The 18608-nt window shown below is 37.9% G+C and carries 16 protein-coding genes; 3 read left to right on the top strand and 13 right to left on the bottom strand.

Annotated elements, in window-relative coordinates; translation table 11 throughout:
- Window positions 1-18: 18 nt before the first annotated feature.
- Together A5816_RS13005 and A5816_RS13000 are read right to left on the bottom strand one after the other, a co-directional pair.
- Window positions 19-1257 carry an oligosaccharide MFS transporter gene (locus A5816_RS13005; protein WP_086311492.1) on the bottom strand — a complete coding sequence of 413 codons (1239 nt, stop codon included), beginning with the start codon at window positions 1255-1257 and terminating at the stop codon, window positions 19-21.
- Window positions 1258-1274: 17 nt separating this feature from the next.
- The gene (locus tag A5816_RS13000; protein ID WP_086311491.1) at window positions 1275-2276 is read right to left on the bottom strand and encodes a family 43 glycosylhydrolase; all 1002 of its coding nucleotides are present in this window, start codon (window positions 2274-2276) and stop codon (window positions 1275-1277) included.
- Between the two features lie 201 nt (window positions 2277-2477).
- Between A5816_RS13000 and A5816_RS12995 the strand changes: the two genes are divergently transcribed.
- A complete protein-coding gene (locus A5816_RS12995) occupies window positions 2478-3368 on the top strand; it encodes a transcriptional regulator (protein WP_002310057.1) in 891 nt (296 codons plus the stop codon).
- Between the two features lie 74 nt (window positions 3369-3442).
- Here the strand turns inward: A5816_RS12995 and nadE are convergent, their stop codons facing one another.
- From nadE to A5816_RS12950, 7 genes are all read right to left on the bottom strand, one after another.
- Window positions 3443-4267 (bottom strand): ammonia-dependent NAD(+) synthetase, encoded by an 825-nt coding sequence (gene nadE, locus A5816_RS12990; protein ID WP_038399083.1) that lies wholly within the window; start codon window positions 4265-4267, stop codon window positions 3443-3445.
- An 11-nt stretch (window positions 4268-4278) separates the two neighbouring features.
- The gene (locus A5816_RS12985; protein WP_002374800.1) at window positions 4279-5751 is read right to left on the bottom strand and encodes a nicotinate phosphoribosyltransferase; all 1473 of its coding nucleotides are present in this window, start codon (window positions 5749-5751) and stop codon (window positions 4279-4281) included.
- Between the two features lie 552 nt (window positions 5752-6303).
- Window positions 6304-7332 carry a DUF916 and DUF3324 domain-containing protein gene (locus A5816_RS12970; protein ID WP_086311490.1) on the bottom strand — a complete coding sequence of 343 codons (1029 nt, stop codon included), beginning with the start codon at window positions 7330-7332 and terminating at the stop codon, window positions 6304-6306.
- A gap of 106 nt (window positions 7333-7438) precedes the next feature.
- A complete protein-coding gene (locus A5816_RS12965) occupies window positions 7439-8062 on the bottom strand; it encodes a hypothetical protein (RefSeq protein WP_086311568.1) in 624 nt (207 codons plus the stop codon).
- Between the two features lie 22 nt (window positions 8063-8084).
- A complete protein-coding gene (locus A5816_RS12960; protein ID WP_002374805.1) occupies window positions 8085-8657 on the bottom strand; it encodes a hypothetical protein in 573 nt (190 codons plus the stop codon).
- Entirely contained in the window at window positions 8647-8943 is a 297-nt protein-coding gene (locus A5816_RS12955) for a hypothetical protein (RefSeq protein ID WP_010732927.1), read from the bottom strand. The genes A5816_RS12960 and A5816_RS12955 overlap by 11 nt, the downstream gene beginning before the upstream one ends.
- A gap of 73 nt (window positions 8944-9016) precedes the next feature.
- Entirely contained in the window at window positions 9017-11809 is a 2793-nt protein-coding gene (locus A5816_RS12950; protein ID WP_086311489.1) for a hypothetical protein, read from the bottom strand.
- 440 nt (window positions 11810-12249) lie between these two features.
- On the opposite strand from A5816_RS12950, the gene A5816_RS12945 reads away from it, so the two are divergent.
- Window positions 12250-13791, top strand: a complete 1542-nt coding sequence (locus A5816_RS12945) for a helix-turn-helix domain-containing protein (protein WP_086311488.1) — start codon at window positions 12250-12252, stop codon at window positions 13789-13791.
- Between the two features lie 423 nt (window positions 13792-14214).
- Here the strand turns inward: A5816_RS12945 and A5816_RS12935 are convergent, their stop codons facing one another.
- A complete protein-coding gene (locus tag A5816_RS12935) occupies window positions 14215-14571 on the bottom strand; it encodes a DUF1827 family protein (RefSeq protein WP_086311487.1) in 357 nt (118 codons plus the stop codon).
- 222 nt (window positions 14572-14793) lie between these two features.
- Between A5816_RS12935 and A5816_RS12930 the strand changes: the two genes are divergently transcribed.
- Window positions 14794-15546: a MerR family transcriptional regulator gene (locus A5816_RS12930; protein WP_086311486.1), complete on the top strand. Its 753-nt coding sequence runs from the start codon at window positions 14794-14796 to the stop codon at window positions 15544-15546.
- Window positions 15547-15661: 115 nt separating this feature from the next.
- Here the strand turns inward: A5816_RS12930 and A5816_RS12925 are convergent, their stop codons facing one another.
- From A5816_RS12925 to A5816_RS12915, 3 genes are all read right to left on the bottom strand, one after another.
- Window positions 15662-16585, bottom strand: coding sequence for a LacI family DNA-binding transcriptional regulator (locus A5816_RS12925; protein WP_086311485.1), 924 nt, complete (start codon window positions 16583-16585; stop codon window positions 15662-15664).
- Window positions 16586-16599: 14 nt separating this feature from the next.
- On the bottom strand, window positions 16600-16872 hold the full coding sequence (locus A5816_RS12920) for a hypothetical protein (protein ID WP_002310043.1): 273 nt from the start codon (window positions 16870-16872) through the stop codon (window positions 16600-16602).
- Window positions 16873-16954: 82 nt separating this feature from the next.
- Window positions 16955-18361 carry a PTS sugar transporter subunit IIC gene (locus A5816_RS12915; protein WP_002310042.1) on the bottom strand — a complete coding sequence of 469 codons (1407 nt, stop codon included), beginning with the start codon at window positions 18359-18361 and terminating at the stop codon, window positions 16955-16957.
- Between the last annotated feature and the right edge of the window lie 247 nt (window positions 18362-18608).

Here is an 18608-nt window from a genome sequence, read left to right as displayed (position 1 = left end):
TCTCCTGTTTTTAGGAAACTATATTCCTTTTTCTAAACCAACCGGTGTTATTCTTTTATCTGGATTCTTTAGCCCAATCGCACCAATAACCGTCACTACGAGCACCAATACTGCTAGAAAAATATATGTTTCTTTAAACCCTATGCTGTCATACATTTTTCCAGCAATAGTAGAGAATGCAAAAACTGAGATTTGCTTGGAGAAATTAAACCCTAGAAGATATACAGTTGCTGACAATCGCCAATCGAATGCGCCAGAAATATATTTCATAACGGAAACAAGAAGCAGTGGCATTTCTACGGCTGCAATCAATCGAGCCCCTGACAATACGATCCAGTTGGGAGCCAATGCACTAAGCATCACTCTTATAAAAATCAAACAGCCAAACAGGATCATCCCTTTTTTCGCACCGATTTTATTGATAAGGCTCGGCATTGGGATCATGATCATCGCCTCCAAAGCTACTTGGATTGAAAGCAATCGACTGTAGATGATTGTTCCCTGAGATACCTCATGGAAAAAAGTCCGATAGTAGATAGCAAATTGCTGATCTACTACATCATAGATAGCGGCTGTCCCAACAAAGAATAGACACAAGAGCCAAAAGTTTTTATTTTTAAACAAAGTGAAAATCTCTTTTCTGGTCACTTCATTTTTTTCCTCTACTGGTACTTCACTGCTTTTAAGATTTACTTTATCTCCAAAAATCACTAGTCCAGTCAAGATTGTCGCCATAAATGAGCAAAGCCAAAAAATAGAATTAGGATTTTGCGTAAAGATAATTCCGCCTACGAATGCCGCAAGAGCGCCAGCAATCGAACCGCCTAAACGTGAATGTCCGTATTCGAATTTATTCACTAAACTTGCCCGTTCAACGTAAGTCTCAACTACTCCTACGCCACCATTTAAAACAAAAGCTAGATAAATACTGCCGATGATCGCTCCAAAAAAAGTATTGATTGATAAAAGAGGAATAAAGAGCCATTGGAAAAATGGGCCAATGAACATTCCAGCTATCGTGATAGTTATCAATAGATTCTTTTTGAATGCTAATTTATCCGATAATATCCCAAATATCGGCTGGTAAAACAAAGAAACGAATGCCATGAACGAAAAGATGATACCTGCTTGCGTTCCGTCAAGATCTGCTACTTGCTGCAGCCATAACGACAAAAATCCGAAAACTGTTGCCCAGATAAAGAAATACGTAAAATGGGTGCCCGCAAAGCTCCAAAAATGATTCGATTCGTTTTTCATGATTCTCCCTCTTTCTCTTAGTCATTCAAATATGGAAGCGGCTTGCCAAAAATTGGGAAACCATCGTTACCCCAACCAAAAGCTTGTACTTTTGTGTGTCTGTTCGGGTCGTATAGCGGATCACCTTTGATCTCCGTATAGTCCCGACAGTGATAAACCAGAATATCTGTTTCTCCATCTTCTGCAATAGTAAAAGAATTATGTCCAGGTCCGTATTGTTGTGTAGAAAGGTCGCTCTGGAAAACAGGTTCTGTCACCTTTGTCCAATTTTCTCTTTTCAATAAGTCAGATTCCAAATCAGCATAAATCATTCCCATACAATAATTTTCGTCGGTAGCGCTTGCAGAATAAGTGATGAAAATTTTTCCATTCCGCATCAATACTGCAGGTCCCTCATTTACTTTAAAGCCCTTACATTCCCACTCAAATTCTGGTTTTGTCAGCATAACTGGTTCTGTTTTCAATGTCCACGGATTAGTCATTTCTGCTATATATAAATTAGAATTTCCTTCAATAGCATTGTCTTTTTGTGCCCAAACATAATATAAATGATTATTCTGTTCAAACACTGTGGCATCTAAACAAAAAGTATCTAAGTGCGACACCACTTGACCCTTTTCGTGCCAATTTTCGTCTACCATCGGATCTTGCGCTTCACACTCTAAACAATACATTCGATGAGTGAACAATCCATCAATAATCTCTTCTGTATGCGTTGCAGCAAAATAGATATACCATTTTCCAGCAATATAATGAATCTCTGGAGCCCAAATTAGTTTGCTCATCTCGCCCGTCTCATGTTTTCGCCAGATTGTACGTGGTGTTGCATAAGCTAGACCAGCAATCGTTCTTGAACGGCGTAATTCAATACGATCGTATGAAGGCACAGAAGCAATGAAATAATAATATCCGTCCACATGTTTATAGATAAATGGATCTGCCCTTTGAATAATCAACGGCTTTTGATAATTCTCATTCATCTCTTTGATTTTTACTTCTTCTTGTACTTCAACTGTCATTGTGTCTCCTCCTTAATTAATTTATAAATGAATGTTACCTCTTTAAGAAAGCGTTGTCAATAATATTTTTGTTAATTATAAAACAAATACTAGATATAATTAATATAAAAGTTAATAATAAAAGCCGTAATTTATAAAAAGATTGACTATATTAATGTTAGTGTTAATATATAGTTAACAGAAAAATAAGCGAGGAAAATTATGCAACTACAAATAAACGAGGAATCCTTACCGGTATATGAAGCATTAGCTAGCAAAACAAGAATCAGGATCATTCAGCTGCTTTCCAAAAAGAAGATGAATGTCAAAGATTTGGCAAAAGAACTTGGAGTAAGCAGCGCGATCACGACGATGCACGTGAAAAAGTTAGAAGAAGCAAACATCATCAAAACAGAGAAAATAGGACAACAAAAAATTTCGAGCCTTCGTGTCGATAAAATAGATATCAGTTTCCCAGAAAAAATATTCAATGCTTTTGACACGAAAGAAACATCGATACCTATTGGTCACTATACGAATTATGCAATTGAACCGACATGTGGTTTAGCGACGATCCATGACTTTATCGGAAAAGTGGATGAACCACGCTATTTTGTGGATCCTCGAAGGATGGATGCTCGTATCCTCTGGTTTACCAGCGGGTTTGTCGAGTATCAGTCACCTAATTTTTTGAATGCAGAGGATACATTAGAAATGTTGGAAGTTTCTGTGGAAATTTCTTCTGAATTTCCTTTTTCAAATGACAATTGGCCTTCCGATATCACTTTCAGCCTAAATGGCGTAGAGCTAGGAACATGGACGAGCCCTGGAGATTTTGCTGATATCCGCGGGAAATATACGCCTGACTGGTATCCAGATAATCTCAATCAATACGGCTTGCTGAAGACGATTCGAATCACCAAACATTTGACAAATATGAATGGGGAACCTTTGTCAGACATCACGATCAACGACATCCCTAAAGATCAAGACACTTGGCATTTGCGAATCGAAGTGAAAGAAGATGCCGAACATGTAGGTGGCTGTACTTTATTTGGTAAAGGATTCGGTAATTACGACCAGGATATCAAATTAAAAGTTTACTACAGCTGATACTTTTCTTTTCTATTTTATAAAGAAAAAACAGCCAATCCCTATGAAGGGACGGCTGTTTTTTTATTTTATTGTTATTTCCAAAAATCATCCAAAACAGAAATTGGCAAATGACGTTTATGCTGCGTCTTGTTCCACCACGCTTCGATTTTTTCTTGTGCTTGAGCGGGAACTTCTTTTCCTTCTAGATAATCATCGATTTCGTCATACGTAACACCTAGTGCGACTTCATCCGCAATCATTGGTTTCCCATCTTCAAGATCTGCAGTCGGAATTTTTGTGTATAGCTTTTCCGGTGCATTCAATGCTTGAAGCAATTGTTTCCCTTGCCGTTTGTTCAAACGGAACAATGGTAAGATATCGGCTCCCCCATCACCAAATTTCGTGAAAAAGCCAGTGATGTTTTCTGCAGCATGATCTGTCCCTAACACAGCTCCTGCTCTTTCTCCAGCTACGGCATATTGTGTAATCATTCGTTGTCGTGCTTTGATATTTCCTTTGTTAAAATCGCTGATTTCCACACCTGCTTCACTTAATACTTGTACTTGTGCATCAACAGCTGGTTTGATATTTACTCGCAGACTGACATCAGGCTGGATAAAGTCAAGGGCAGCTTTTGCATCTTCTTCATCTGCTTGTTCACCATAAGGAAGACGAACAGCGATAAATTGATAGCTTTCATCTTTCGTTTCTTCACGCATTTCTTCCATCGTTAGTTGCGCCAAACGACCTGCTAAAGTAGAATCTTGACCACCGCTAATACCTAATACGAAGGTTTTAAGAAACGGATATTTTTTCAAATAAGCTTTCATAAAATCAATACTTTTACGAATTTCTTCTGTTGGATCAATTGTTGGTTTGACACCTAATTCATTGATGATTTCTGTTTGCAGGCTCATTTATTCTCCTCCTATGCTTCTGTATGAAGTTCTGCTACGCTTTTTTTCATTCGTTCCATCGTAGCCATTTTATGGTTCCAGCATTCAGTAGATAGATCGACCGGATATTTTTGCGGATTCAAGTCTCGTTTGTACTCTTCCCACAGTGAATCTAGATTTTCTTTTGTATATTCTTTGATTTCGTTTAGTACAGGTAGTTCGTATACTCTTTTTCCTTCGATAAAGATATCTTGTAAAACGGGGCGAGCGGTAAAATCCCGAACAGTTTTATTGATAAACGTATGCACTGGATGAAACATAAAGATAGCTTCTTCTTCTCGTGGATCTTCATCCCATAATGTGACATAGTCTCCTTCAGATTTCCCATCAGAGTTTCGAGTAATACGCCATACTTGTTTTTTTCCTGGAGTTGTCACTTTTTCCGCATTGCTTGATAACTTGATCGTATCCATCATGTTTCCTTCGCTATCTTCAATTGATACTAGTTTGAATACTGCACCAAGGGCTGGCTGATCATAAGCGGTAATCAGTTTTGTTCCAACACCCCATACATCAATTTTAGCTTTTTGCATCTTTAAATTCAAAATCGTTGCTTCATCTAAGTCATTCGAAGCATAAATTTTTGCTTCCGTAAATCCAGCTGCATCTAATTGTTCCCGAACACGCTTAGATATATAGGCCATATCTCCACTGTCGATACGTACGCCTTGGAAGTTGATTTTATCACCTAATTCTTTTGCTACGCGGATTGCACTTGGCACACCTGATTTCAACGTATCATAAGTATCGACTAAGAACACACAGTCTTTATGGGTTTTAGCGTACGCCATAAATGCTTCATAATCATTTCCATAAGATTGGACTAACGAATGCGCATGAGTCCCGCTAGCTGGTATCCCAAATATCTTTCCAGCACGTACATTGCTTGTTGCATCTGCTCCGCCGATATATGCCGCTCTAGTTCCCCAGACTGCCGCATCCAATTCTTGCGCTCGTCTAGTCCCAAATTCCAAGAGCGGATCTTCTCCGATCACAGATTTGATGCGAGCTGCTTTTGTCGCGATCAACGTTTGAAAATTGACCATATTCAACAGTGCTGTTTCTACTAATTGACAATGTGCCAAAGGACCTTCCACTTGGATCAATGGTTCATTTGCAAAAACTAATTCACCTTCACGAGCAGAACGAACCGTTGCTTTAAATTCAAAATTTTGTAAATACTCCAAAAACCCTTCAGGATAGACTTCTAAGCCACGTAAGTAAGCAATATCGGAATCACTAAACGTCAGATTCTCTAAATAATTGACTAACCGTTCCAATCCTGCAAAAACCGCGTACCCGTGGTTAAAAGGCATTTCTCGAAAATAACATTCAAAAACAGCATGTAAATCAGCTCGACCTAATTCCCAGTATGTCTGCATCATATTGATTTGATATAGATCCGTATGCAGCGTCAAACTGTCGTCTGGGTAAGTATTATTCATCTTGTATTACTCCTCTTGGCAAGTTTTCATTTCCTACCCATTATAACAAAAAAAATTGATAGGAAAAGAAATCTTCATTATTTTCTGAAAAAGAGGTTGTGAAAAAGCCGCTTAGTTTCGAGTATTAAGAAAAATTTTGTGAAAATGGCTTTCCACATTTTTGCATAAATTGGACTTAATACCGAGAAACTGGCTTTTGAACACCGTTTAAGGAAGAGGTTGTGAAATCAGCGTTCTGACCTGAGTATTAGAGAAACAAACGGAAAAATAGTTCCTCATATTTTGCCGTTTGTTGAGCTAATGCCGAGGGTCAGCTGATTGAACACCGTTTAAGAAAGAGGTCGTGAGCCTGCCGTTCAGCTCCGAGTCACAAGGAACAATTTCAAAAAACAGCTCCTCATGTTTATTGAATATTGTGACTTGTGACCGAGGAGTTGGCAGGAGAACACCGTTTATCCGGAAAAAAGGGCTGCGACAAGACTTTTGTCACAGCCCCTACTCTTATTTTTCCTACTTCTTATAAAACAGATTTCACTTAATATTCGATAGGAATCACCTTCTGCGGAATTTCTTTCCTCTGCGATATACATAGAAACCACCGACTAAAAGAACCGCTGCTAGGGCACCGATAATGATATACAACAAAGAATTTGTATTATTTTCTACAGTAAAAACCTCATGATTGACTGAGTTTGCTTGTTCTTTCGTAATCGTAAAGTCTTTTGTCAGCAACCACTTTTGCCCTGTCTCATCTTGTGCTTCGACTAAAAGTTGATAATCCCCCGATTCTAAAGGTTTCGTATTTCCAGCTTCCCCATGATAAATAGGCATAGCAAAAACTGATTCAGGAGCAATACCACCATTTTCGATTTTTCGTGTCATTATCGGTTCTTCCTGTCCTTTTGAATGAACAGTTGCTTCAACGGTCACTCCCTTGATATTGATTGGTTGAGGATTTTCTAGCACAGCAACCACACCAGCATTGTTGGTGATCACTTCGGAACGTACCTCATTCAACTTCAGATCCGGCACAACTTCCTTGTCATTTGCGCTCATCATCAACCCAACCACATAAGCGTATTCGCTAAAAAAAGGCTGATTACTTTCTTCTTTTTCAGCTGAAAAATCTTTTTTCACTTGGATCCCGCCTAATAAGATTCCATCAAAGGAAGTATCAGGTGCTTGTACTTCTAAAGTAACGACTCCTGCTTTATTCCCTGGAATCACTGCTTCTTTTGGATAATCGACCAATGCGCAAATGGGTTGCTGAATGATTGATTCCTCTGGTAATTCATTTTGTCCGTAGTCAATCACTATGTTTCCGTTTGTCTGAGCTGTATTGACATTGATAAAGTACGTTTGCTCCTGGTCAGAAAAATTATTGATCTGGATCTGTAGTGTCTGTTTTGTTCCAGGTTCTACTCGTAAATCAAAGAATGAACGTCCTTCTCGCTGATTGTCCGGTAAAATAGGATGGACGCTATAGTCTGCTCCATGGTTTTCATCAGCAAAAACGACGATTCCAGGAAAAACTAGCTGTATTAACAAAATTATCAAAACCAATACTAAATGTCGTCTCACTTTTCATCCCTCCATTTTATGTAAAAAGGATGGAGTTAGCTTATCCGCTCCATCCTTTTGCGGTTGTTTACAAGTAAAACAAATTATTTTACTTGTAATATTGCTGTTAGATCGAATCAACTGCTGTGTAAGTAACTGTCCCAGTATACTCTCCAACCGGTGTATTCGCTTTGACTGTTAGTGTTGGCGCTTCTGATGTGAGCTCATTTATATGATCAAATGTACCTGAAACATAAGATATCGGAAGAGTTGTTGCAGATTCTAATACATTTTCTCCATTAATCGTAAGAGCAGAAGCAATATCATCTGTTAAGTTTGTTGCACTTACTGTCAATACCCAATCTCCCGCAACTACAGCATTCTCCCAAGCTGATGTCAGCTCTGTTGTATCTTCAACACCAGTGTATTCGCTGATCAATTCTAAAGCTTCTGTTTTGCTGGCTTCTAGCGGACGAAAGTCGGAAGCTCTTAATTCTCCAACGAAAGAACCTTCAACAGTAGCATTCGTACTGATCTGTTCGACCGTATGTTCACCAAAATCGATATCAGGAACATCATCGAGTGTAAAAATTCCTGGGTAAGTTGGAAGATCATCCACTACTAAAAAGTCAGTGATCTCCACTCTAGTCGTTCCATCCATTGGTTCACCAAATTCTGCTGCCATGACTGTTGGTGCAAAACATGTAAATAACATCGCACTTGTACTTAAAACCCCTACTAATTTTTTCATTTTTTGTCCTCCTTTTTTCTCATCAAAATTCTGCATTCACAAATCGCCAATAATGTTTCGAGTAGTAATGACCACTAGATGTCCCCTCAGGAAAAGAGAGTGTTGACTGCTCGCCAGGAATCGTATATGTAACGATTCCACGTTCTTTGTTTCCTGTTGACTGGATGATCGTACGATACTCTTTTCCTGCATCTTGGTGATCATATTCGAAAGCTTCCAATCCTTCGACAGCTTCTTCGTTCTTTCCGCTGAACATGCCTCTGCCTAATTGATAATCGGCAGTCAAAAGATGGCCATCTTTTTTACAACGGAAGTCTTCTGTTTTCAGTTGTAGTTGCCATTCTGTGCTCTCTTTTCGAGAATCAAGAAAGGTAATCGATAAATCGTTGCTCTCTCGATGGATTTGATTGTGTTCATCTGTATAGCGCGATACGAACAGTAAATCATCAATGTATAGCATCCGTGGAAATTGTTCATTCAAAGGAACGATTTTCAGAGAAGTCGTGCCCTCGGTCTGTCCGTGAACAGCAGAAGAACAGCTAAACATTCCTATGAATAATGCACTCCATAACGCTAGCGAAAATCTATTTTTCATGTTTTTCGCCTCCACGTATTTGATGACGATAGACTAAAATAACGCCGATAATCAACAGCGTCCCAGCAAATGAAATCAATCCTGCCTTTGCTTCATTTGCCTCTGGAAAACTGCTTTTCTGTTTTTCTTCTCCCATTTCAGTCTGCTTTCCTATCTCCCGTTCATTGATTTCTATGACTGCATGCGTTTCACCAGCTTGGGTAGCAGCATTCACCACTGGCATCGATAACGAGAACAGGAGTAGAAGAAGAACAGAAATTATCCAGTATCGGATTTTTGATTTCATTGTTTTCTCCTTTCCACTTTTTTTCTAGTATCTAGCCAGCCATACGATCCCCCCTTTCAAAGCTAGCTTCTTGCTATAACACATCCTCAATTTTCCACGTGATCGTTCCAGAATATACGCCTAACGCCTCTTGATTGTTTAGCCGCAGCAATAGCCCTTCTTCCTCCGAAAATTCATACTTTTTGTCAATCTCAAGCGTTAAAGCAGAAAGTGCGATTTCTCCCCGTTCATTTTTGAACACAAGATACTCTTCACTAATCGCATGTTGCATATCCACATGATTTAGTTCTTCAGCGGATACGGTCACTCTATATGAATCCGATGTATTCAATGTGTTTCTAGTAACAACACGCATCCCTTCTTCACGAGCTTGTGCTTGTCTGTTCATTGGCAATTGTGATCGAGCATACTTCCAGCTGTATTCTTCTGTCACGAATTCAAATCCGATAAATCCTTCAACAGTGAAGGTTCCATTTAGCTCTAGATAAGTAATCTCATCATTGATAGGTCGATTATCAGTAAGGGTGAGCTTGATTGTATTTTCTCCTAGTTTGAAAACACCTTCTGAATCTTTTAGATCGATTTTGAACCCTCGTGATTGATGCATTTTGAATTCTTCTTCTGCATCTGTGATTATCTGATTTTCAATCAATAACTCATCATTGATCCATACGCTGTAATACAAACGATCTAAGTCTGGATCAAGATAATCAAATGTAAAATGGAACGGATCTTGAAAATCAATAAATGTATTTTTTTCGCCAAACACTTCATTTGTCGTTCGTAAGTTGTCAATTTCTGGTGGGTGGTTAGGTTCACGCTGGATCTCGTATTCAACTGCATGTTCGACTTGAGCATGATAATACTCACCGGTTGTAGTGCCTGATCTACCAATAAACTCTACCCGTTCATAGACGTTATGGTTTTCAAGTCCTTGAAACTCTGGTTTTACTTTTGTTTTGTAATGCAACGTCACTTCTGTTCCTATAGGAATCTCGATAGCTTCCTCTGGATAAAAGCGCTGGGTGGATGAAACATAAAAAGCATTTACATCTATTGATGTAGCATTTTTACCGTCACTATCTAGTTCTTGATACGTAAAATATGGTTGATAGCCATCTTCTAATAAGATTAATTCAGTAAACTCAAAAGGATTGGATTTACTTTCTTCTTCATCAGAAGTCAAGATAGTGATACCATTATCTTCGCTAGGATTAAGGAAGATACTACCATCGCCTTCTTCGTTGTAAAATGTAACGGTGTGTTCCAATTCTGTATTGATAGGGATTTTTTTGCCATTCACATTCACCGTCACACCTTGCTCTTGCGTTGTAATCTCATGCACCAATTCCCCTTGGACCTCAAATCGTGGATTGGTTAAAAAGATTGCTGCATCTGCACGAGGACTAAGAAGGGAAAATTCAGCAGTCGCAGTGAATCCCCAATATAGTTTCTTCGATGGAAGATTGGTAAAATAGTCATTGATATTGATGACGCCTTCTGTTATGCCATATCCTCCTGTTTGGCGCAGATCCTCCATTGTAAAGGTAAGCATCCCTGCTGGGGTAATGTTGATATCCAATTTCCACCAGCTACCAGTCGAAAATTCACTGTTTCTGCCAAAGTCTTTTTTAAAAGATTTAGTAGTCGGATTACCCGAAGGCGCTGCTGCAATATGGGCACCAGAGAATTCTCGATCTCCTAATGCATTGAGATTTAGAAGAGGACCATTAGAAATTTTATTATCGAATTCAAGAATCATTCCATTCGCTATATATTTATCAATAGGAGCTATACCTGTCAAAAGATCTGGGTGATAATACGCTCCTAATGACTTAGGTGAATGCCCTGCTGTAGGATCATACATATTGTAGATACCCCGTCTGCTGAAAAACAAATTAGTAGGATTCCCATCATGAAGAAAGAACGTGATTCCCTCTGTATCTTCATCAAAATAGAGATAACTTGTAAATCCGATATCCGTAGACATGTTCGTAAAATCAATCCTGTTAGAACTTGTTGAAACCATATGCCCTCTGTTATATAGCAATGAACTCAAATTTGAAGGCGTCATATAACTTAATCGGTAGTCTTGATCTAATGTTGCGACATTAGGTGCAAGTGTGAAAATATGACTTGGTCTTGCAAACAAGTGATTTAAAGGAATAGCATCTGCAAAAGCACCATTCAAATTGGAATCTAATGTATTTGCGGCATAGGTTTCAACTTCTTCCGCTTCTGTTTGAGCATTTTCCACTGGTTCTTCTCTTGATGCTTCTGGCTTATCAGAAATCTCAGTAGGCTCCCCATTTATTTCAGATACGGCGGTATTTTCCGGCAAATCAACTGCGACTACGTACTCTGTCTGGTCACCAATGAATATCTCTTCTAATTCATCTCCTGTTTGTTTCATCAGTCTTGGCGTAATTTTTAGATGATATTGATTATATTCTTCTACTATGAGGCTTTTAAAAACGATTTCAATTCTCTCATTCTCCGAAGAAAAATCACCTGCGTAGTACCATTCCTCATCAACTGGTCCTACTTTTCCAAAGGTTCGTTCGATTTCCTGAATGCTTTCTCTCAGTAATAATCCTTCATGTTCAACTATTTCCAGCTTAAATTGCATTTGATATTCAGCTTCATCTTTTGCATGCTTCTCATACGTCATACTCCATTGTATCTGCTTCAGTTCCTCATCCATTTCGTAATCGATCACAATATTCGCATGTTCATCAGCTACTACTTTTTCAGACTCAGTCTTGGCAAAAGTGATCTGCGACAGTCCCGTAAGTTGCGATAAAAATAGTACAGCAACCATAAAAACTACACTGCCATAATGTGAGACAGTTTTCGTTTTTTTCATTTCCTCTCTTCCCCTTCTTGAATATTAGTGAGATTTTTTCAAAAAGCTCCGATATAGTCGTTCTCATCTTTTATCCGATAACTAAAATTTAACTTAATTAAAATAAGATTGCAAATAGATTAGAAAAAAGGTGTTAAAAAATATAATAACAAAAAAATACCGTAAACAGACATTAAATCCATAATAAAAGGTAGCAATCAACTTAATAAAAAACATTAACCTATAAATAATGAAAGTGGTTTCTCAAATAAATTGTATTTATCGATCAAATTTGAGACAATAAAATGGGAATAAAATCAAAAAAATGAGAAAAATATAATTTAAGTGGATATAAAGAAAAATGAAGAGGTATCTAGAAATGATCTGGAGTTGAATAATAGTTTATAAAATATTTGTATTTTTAATTATTTAAAGAAATAAGCAATCAAAAAGGAGGTCCTATGTTTTTCAATATTGTGTTTACCCAGAAAGAACGCCGCAAGTTAGCAATTTTTCATCTATTGGAGGAGCAACATGAATTAACTATCAAAAAGATCAGTAAAAAACTTGATCTATCTTCTACTATCGTAAAAAATATATTGAATGAAATGGAGAATGAATTTGATGCCTTTTGCTTTTCTGGATTCAAATTATTGTCAAAAAACAAGATCAACCAGAATCTGCCAACTGATTTAAACTATGATTATTATTATTCATATCTTATCCAGCATAGCCTCCCTTATCGCGCGATCAAATCTTCTCTTTTCTATCCAGAGAAAAATCTGGTGGAATTCTGCCAAGAAAATTTCATTAGTCGTGCTTCTGCTATGCGGCATCTGCAGTCATTAGCCGATTATGTACAGGAATTCGATGTCATTTTTAATCGCAGCCAATTATCTTTCAAAGGAGACGAACGCTTGATTCGCTTGATATTATTCAATATTCTTTGGGCAGCTTCTCGCGGAAATGAAGATTATGCTTTTTACGTCTCAAAATCTGAGTTATTAAAAAAATTGGCTGAACTTACTAAGCATACATCTTTAAATTGGAGTTTCGTAGGAAAAAAAGAAGTTTGTCTTTTTGCTGGGATTACCACTCAGCGGATTGCACAAGGTCACTATGTAGAGGATGACCCTCGCTATAGCGAAGCAGTTTTTAGTAATGATCATCGAATAAAATGCCTTTTTGGTGAACATTTTTCTATTCCCACCTCTCATCAAGACAGTGAATTTCGTTTTGCACAATTTATGGTGTTTTATGCACCGACCTTTCAATATGAGAATCCTACTCTTAATGAAGCTTTAGACATATTCGACAAAAAAGGACAGCTGCTTTCTTCATTATTGAAAGAACTTGACAATTATTGGCAAACTGAGATTTTTCCTGATGACCGTGTTTTTCAACACAATCAAATTGTTCACCTCCATTTATTTAATATTCTTTTTTGTTATTATCTTTTTCCAAAGCGTGTACCGACACTTTTCTTTCTAATGAATTATTTTCATAAAAAGAAGTCTTCAAGTTATTACTATTTAAAAGAGCATTTTACCTTCTTCTTGAACAAGATGGGGCGGCGACATAATTATCAATGGCTTTCTATTTGCTGTAATGATTTAGCTGAAATATTTGCATGGCTGACTTTGCAATGTTGTGAGGACAATGAACATTCAACTAAGTTACAAGTTTCTTTAGTGATGGAAACAAATTATTTTTTTACCCAAGATATCAAGAATTTTTTAAAAGACTTGTCCTTTATCGAACTGAAGGAATTATCCTATGAAGAAATACAACCCATTGATTTTCTGATCGTCTCTTCTGTACATCTTATGCCCAAAGAAACGGATACAAGTTATTATGTAGTGAATTTTTTGGAAGGAAAGACAGATTATGTCAAGTTGTACCTTGAATTGAAAAAAGCTCATGAAAATAAGAAGTTTCACTTGCTTTTAAAAAGACCTGAAAGAAAAAAGCTGCCGTCAATTAAACCACAACTGTTCGTATAATTGGATTGCAAAAAAGGGCTGCGACAAAAGTCTGTCACAGTCCCTTTTTCCGAATAAATGGTGTTCTCCTGCTAACTCCTCGGTCACAAGTCACAATATCCATAAAACATAAGAAGCTGTTTTTTGAAATTGTTTCTTGTGACTCGGAGCTGAACGGCAGGCTTACGACCTCTTGGTAAACGGTGCTCAATCAGCTGACCCTCGGTATTAGCTCAAAAACTGATTTCACAACCTCTTCCTTAAACGGTGCTCAAAAGCTTGCATCTGCGGTAATAAGCCCAACCAAACAAAAAATATGACGAACTATTTTTGTTTGGCTGTTCTTATTACTTGATGCAGAACAGCTTTTTCACAACCTCTTTTTTACTGTATACATCATAAGTATGGAGCGGTTTAGCATAAAGATGATTAGCGATTAGGACATCAATCAATCGGATTCTTTTGTTCGACAACTACAATATCTTTATTTGGACGTTTGAATTGTATTCCGGCACGTTCCAGCTCCTGTTTCACTCCTACATGGACTTTGACATCTTCCCGTGTCATTTTTAAAACGTGATGAATCGCATAGTCGATTTCTTGCCTTGTGATTTTTTTCTTCGTATTGATCATCACAACTTGCTTTTTATCATATGTGTCCACTAGCAGCAACTGTGTCCGATCTAACGAAAATAATTTGTAATAATTAATGGCCGTATTCCCAAAAAAGAATTCTACTACTTTAGGATAAAATGTCTTAATATTTAAATTACTATTCACAGGTGTTTCGATTAGCTTCATCTCATTCCTCTTTTCTATATAGTCGATTTAGATTCAATCCCATATATATTCCCCGTTGTTCCCAACATTAAGGAATCGGTTACAATTGAACCTTTAAAAACAAAAGGATTTACCTTTTATCACTTAATAGTATAACATAATTTCATGAGAAAAAAATACATTTTTTTCTTGACCTTCTCGTTACGTAAAGGATTATGCTTACATTTGTCAGGAGGAAAAATAATGGAATACACAATAAAGAAAATGTCAGAGATATCGGGAATCAGTCCGAGAACCTTGCGTTTTTATGATGAGATTGGACTGCTAAAGCCAGCTAGGATCAATTCCTCAGGTTATCGGATTTATGGCAAAAAAGAAGTCGATCGTCTGCAACATATCTTATTTTATCGAACGTTGGCATTCAAGTTGGAGGATATTCAAGAAATCTTAGATAATCCGCATTTTGACCACCAGAAAGCTTTAATCGAACATCAGCAGATGCTTCTAGAAAAACGGGCACAAATCGACATCCTCTTGGCAACTGTCCAACAAACACTTGATAGATACGAAGGAGGAAGAAAAATGAGTGATAAAGAAAAATTTGAAGGGTTCAAACAACAAAAATTGAAAGAAAATGAAGAAACTTATGGACAAGAGATTCGACAAAAATACGGGGAAGAAAAGGTTACAGCATCCAACGAAAAATGGATGAATATGGATAAAGAAACGTATGAAGAAATGCAAACTGTTGAAAAGCAGATGTTAGCTGATCTCACTCTTTATTTACAAGCCCCTGCAGATGAAAACTTAGCAGATCGCATCTTTCAAGCTCATAAGAAGTGGTTATCTTACAGCTGGTCTGAATATCAGCCAGAAGCGCATAAAGGATTAGGGGTGATGTACGAAGCCGATGAACGATTCACTGCATATTATGACGAACGAAGTGGTCAAGGTGCAGCGAAAGCATTAAATGAAATCATCCAAAAAAAGGCATAACAGTTTACATGATCCGACAAAAACGACCGAACAACAAAACATCAGACACCAAAGTTAGATTTTTTATACTAACATTTGGTGTCTGATTCATTTTTTACAAGTGTTTTGCCAAAATTCAGCGCTGAATAAACGTATAAGGTATTTTCACTTTATCCTTTTTTTCTGTAAGAAACAATTGAAAAGCCATTTCTCCGCAAGCTTCCAGATGGTGATCGATCGTTGGAAAGCCAAGAAGCTCGCTGATCAGCAAATTATCGCGTCCAATCACCACTGGTGTCTTATCTTGCAGATAGCTTTGCAAGATGCCTGCTGCGACCATATCCGAATTTGTAAAAACCCCATCAACTCTATGGTCTTTAAAAAAGTTACCTGCTTGTTTTCCTTTCTCTGCATCTATGCAATCCCAAAAAACAAGTGACTCATCAAAAAACGGAAAAAGTCGACGACATAGTTGCAAAGTGATCTTTGAATTATAACTCAGCCTGCCACTTCGCCCCAATGTGATGCCCAATCGTTTTACCCCTTGCTGCTTCAAATAAGAAAGACCTTCTGTAATCGATTGTTCTCGATCAATAAAGACGCAACTTGCCTGTTTTTCCTTGATTTCTTCACAAAAAACTAGAGGACCATATTTTTGATAATCTAGCAAATCTTCTAGTGTATTGGCACGAGATGTGATGATCAATCCATCGAACGCTTTAGCTGCAAATTCTTCAAGATAGCTTCGCTCTTTTTCTTTCTGATAACCCGTCGGTAAAAGCGTCACTTTGTAATCATAGTCAAACGCCTCTTCAATGATCCCACTGATCAGCTGATCAAAGTACGGATGGTTGGTATAAGGCAAGATTACTCCAATACTTTTCGTTTTTCCATAACTCAACTGTCTGGCTTTTGCATTAGGGATATAATCGACTTTTTTCATGACCGCAAGTATTTCTTTCCTTTTTTCCTCATCTACATATGGATGTCCATTGATTACACGTGAAATAGTAGAAACTGAATAACCTGTGAGCTTTGCGATATCTCGAATATTTGCCACTGCTGCTTCGCCACCTATACAAAAAGATTTTCTTGTAAATAGTCTACCACAGCTGGACCGCATTCAAAAAACTGATACATTTTTCCATCATGAGAAAAACTGATCCGCTGTCCACCCCAATATATATCTTTTGTCAACGTTTCGATTTCATTCATCGGTATTTCTTTTACTATATTCTTATTCAGCCCTTGAAAACTGTACAACGTTAATATGGACCCCTTAAACTCGACAAACGCATAAAAATATTTGTTCGTTGTGCCATCTGTTATCTCTACATAGGTATTCATTGCAAGCCCTCCTTTTGATACTTTGAGTATAGTGTATGAAACGCGTCTCATATCAAGGAGTTTGTTTTGCAATAGAAAAGTTCTATTCCTCTGGTTCACCTAAATTTGGATCTAAGCGGTTTGCTGCTAAAATAAATGGCGCCCAGATCAAAGCAGCTACTATTAAATTAACGATTGTTAAAACGATGGCTCGCCAATCTCCCGCAGTAGCTAAAAATCCACTGATGATCGTTGGCATGACCCAGATCACATTTACTACAACCGGACGAACAAGCCCAGCCATCGTGGCAAAATAGGCGATCGTTGCAGTCGCAAGAGGTGCCAAGATGAACGGAATCATCAACAGCGGATTCAACACAACAGGAAGACCAAACATCACTGGTTCATTGATATTGAAGATTCCTGGTGCAATCCCCAACTTTCCTACCGTTTTATAATCTGCCCGTTTAGATAAAAATAAAATCATAACTATCAACACCAGCGTGACTCCAGCTCCTCCCGGCCAGACAAAAGCTTCAAAAGAACCTGCCACCCATTTGAAAGGGATGGGCTCATTATTTTGAAAGGCATTCGTGTTTTCGACCATCGCGGTACCATATAAGGTCTGCAAAACGGGTGACATGATATTTGTGCCGTGAAGACCAAAAAACCAAAGAACATGCACAAGAAGAACAATGATAAAGACCGCTCCGTAACCTTGTGACAAGTTCATCAAAGGAGATTGGATGGCTTCAGAAATCCAGTCAATCAGCGGCTCGCCAGCTGTTTGTCTAAAGATATAATTAATCACACCAACGACGTATAAAGAAACTAATGCAGGAATAATCGCCGCAAAAGCTCTTGCTACAGCAGGTGGCACAGAATCCGGCATCCGTATGATGATCTTTTTCTTGATCAGAATCGCAAAAATAATGACAGAAATAAATCCAAAGATCATAGCAGTGAATAAACCAGACCCACCCATATATTTACCAAAATTAAAATAGCCCCATGCGCCTACTGATAACGTTTGTCCTCCGTCTGGCGTTCCAGCAATCACACCACCTGCAGAAGTAATCAAATCTGCTGCGTCTTGCGAAAGCTTCTCGGGCAATGTCAACACCGCTGTTGCTGCATCGGGTAAGCCAATAATAAAAGCAACCAGAGAAACAATACTTCCTGAGACAGGATCGACCTCATAGGCTTTCGCTAGATTCGCTCCTAGTGATAAGGCAAAGACCACTGCCATAATAGCTAAAGTACCATTCCAGATCAATCCATTTACGCCAATGACTGGGGTAAAAAATGTCGTGATTGCATTCCCTTCACCTAGATACGTATTCGGAAAATCCCGCATAAATGCGTTCAGTAAAACAGCAATTGCTCCTGCCATCGTAGCTGGCATCGTACCAATAAAAGCATCCCTCAATGCAACCAAGTGTTTCTCCGACCCGATTTTCGTTGCAACTGGCAAAATATACTTCTCCATCCAACTCATTAATCCATTCATTTTTTCTCCTCCTGTTTTTATTGTTACCGAAGCTCCATTTTGAATACGCATACATTATAATGATATTATAAATATAGCATAGTTATTCCTATCTGGCTATCTGTTTTTAGCAGATAAAATAAATAACTATGCGAATTCAAAAAATATGCATAATCCTTTATAAATAGTATAGTTTCCAACTACTCGCAAAAGCAAATGATACCATTTAAATAACACTTATTATGAATAAGTATACAAAAAAAGTAGA

The organism is Enterococcus sp. 3G1_DIV0629 (genome assembly GCF_002141285.1).
GTDB classification, from domain to species: domain Bacteria; phylum Bacillota; class Bacilli; order Lactobacillales; family Enterococcaceae; genus Enterococcus_B; species Enterococcus_B lactis.
Note: the sequence above shows the minus strand (reverse complement) of the source record. Positions and strands in the feature narration are given on the sequence as shown.

Coding starts and splice junctions, on each gene's coding strand:
- A5816_RS13005 (WP_086311492.1), bottom strand. CDS start 1,257: ATGAAAAACGAATCGAATCATTTTTGGAGCTTTGCGGGCACCCATTTT.
- A5816_RS13000 (WP_086311491.1), bottom strand. CDS start 2,276: ATGACAGTTGAAGTACAAGAAGAAGTAAAAATCAAAGAGATGAATGAG.
- A5816_RS12995 (WP_002310057.1), top strand. CDS start 2,478: ATGCAACTACAAATAAACGAGGAATCCTTACCGGTATATGAAGCATTA.
- nadE (WP_038399083.1), bottom strand. CDS start 4,267: ATGAGCCTGCAAACAGAAATCATCAATGAATTAGGTGTCAAACCAACA.
- A5816_RS12985 (WP_002374800.1), bottom strand. CDS start 5,751: ATGAATAATACTTACCCAGACGACAGTTTGACGCTGCATACGGATCTA.
- A5816_RS12965 (WP_086311568.1), bottom strand. CDS start 8,062: ATGAAAAAATTAGTAGGGGTTTTAAGTACAAGTGCGATGTTATTTACA.
- A5816_RS12960 (WP_002374805.1), bottom strand. CDS start 8,657: ATGAAAAATAGATTTTCGCTAGCGTTATGGAGTGCATTATTCATAGGA.
- A5816_RS12955 (WP_010732927.1), bottom strand. CDS start 8,943: ATGAAATCAAAAATCCGATACTGGATAATTTCTGTTCTTCTTCTACTC.
- A5816_RS12950 (WP_086311489.1), bottom strand. CDS start 11,809: ATGAAAAAAACGAAAACTGTCTCACATTATGGCAGTGTAGTTTTTATG.
- A5816_RS12945 (WP_086311488.1), top strand. CDS start 12,250: ATGTTTTTCAATATTGTGTTTACCCAGAAAGAACGCCGCAAGTTAGCA.
- A5816_RS12935 (WP_086311487.1), bottom strand. CDS start 14,571: ATGAAGCTAATCGAAACACCTGTGAATAGTAATTTAAATATTAAGACA.
- A5816_RS12930 (WP_086311486.1), top strand. CDS start 14,794: ATGGAATACACAATAAAGAAAATGTCAGAGATATCGGGAATCAGTCCG.
- A5816_RS12920 (WP_002310043.1), bottom strand. CDS start 16,872: ATGAATACCTATGTAGAGATAACAGATGGCACAACGAACAAATATTTT.
- A5816_RS12915 (WP_002310042.1), bottom strand. CDS start 18,361: ATGAATGGATTAATGAGTTGGATGGAGAAGTATATTTTGCCAGTTGCA.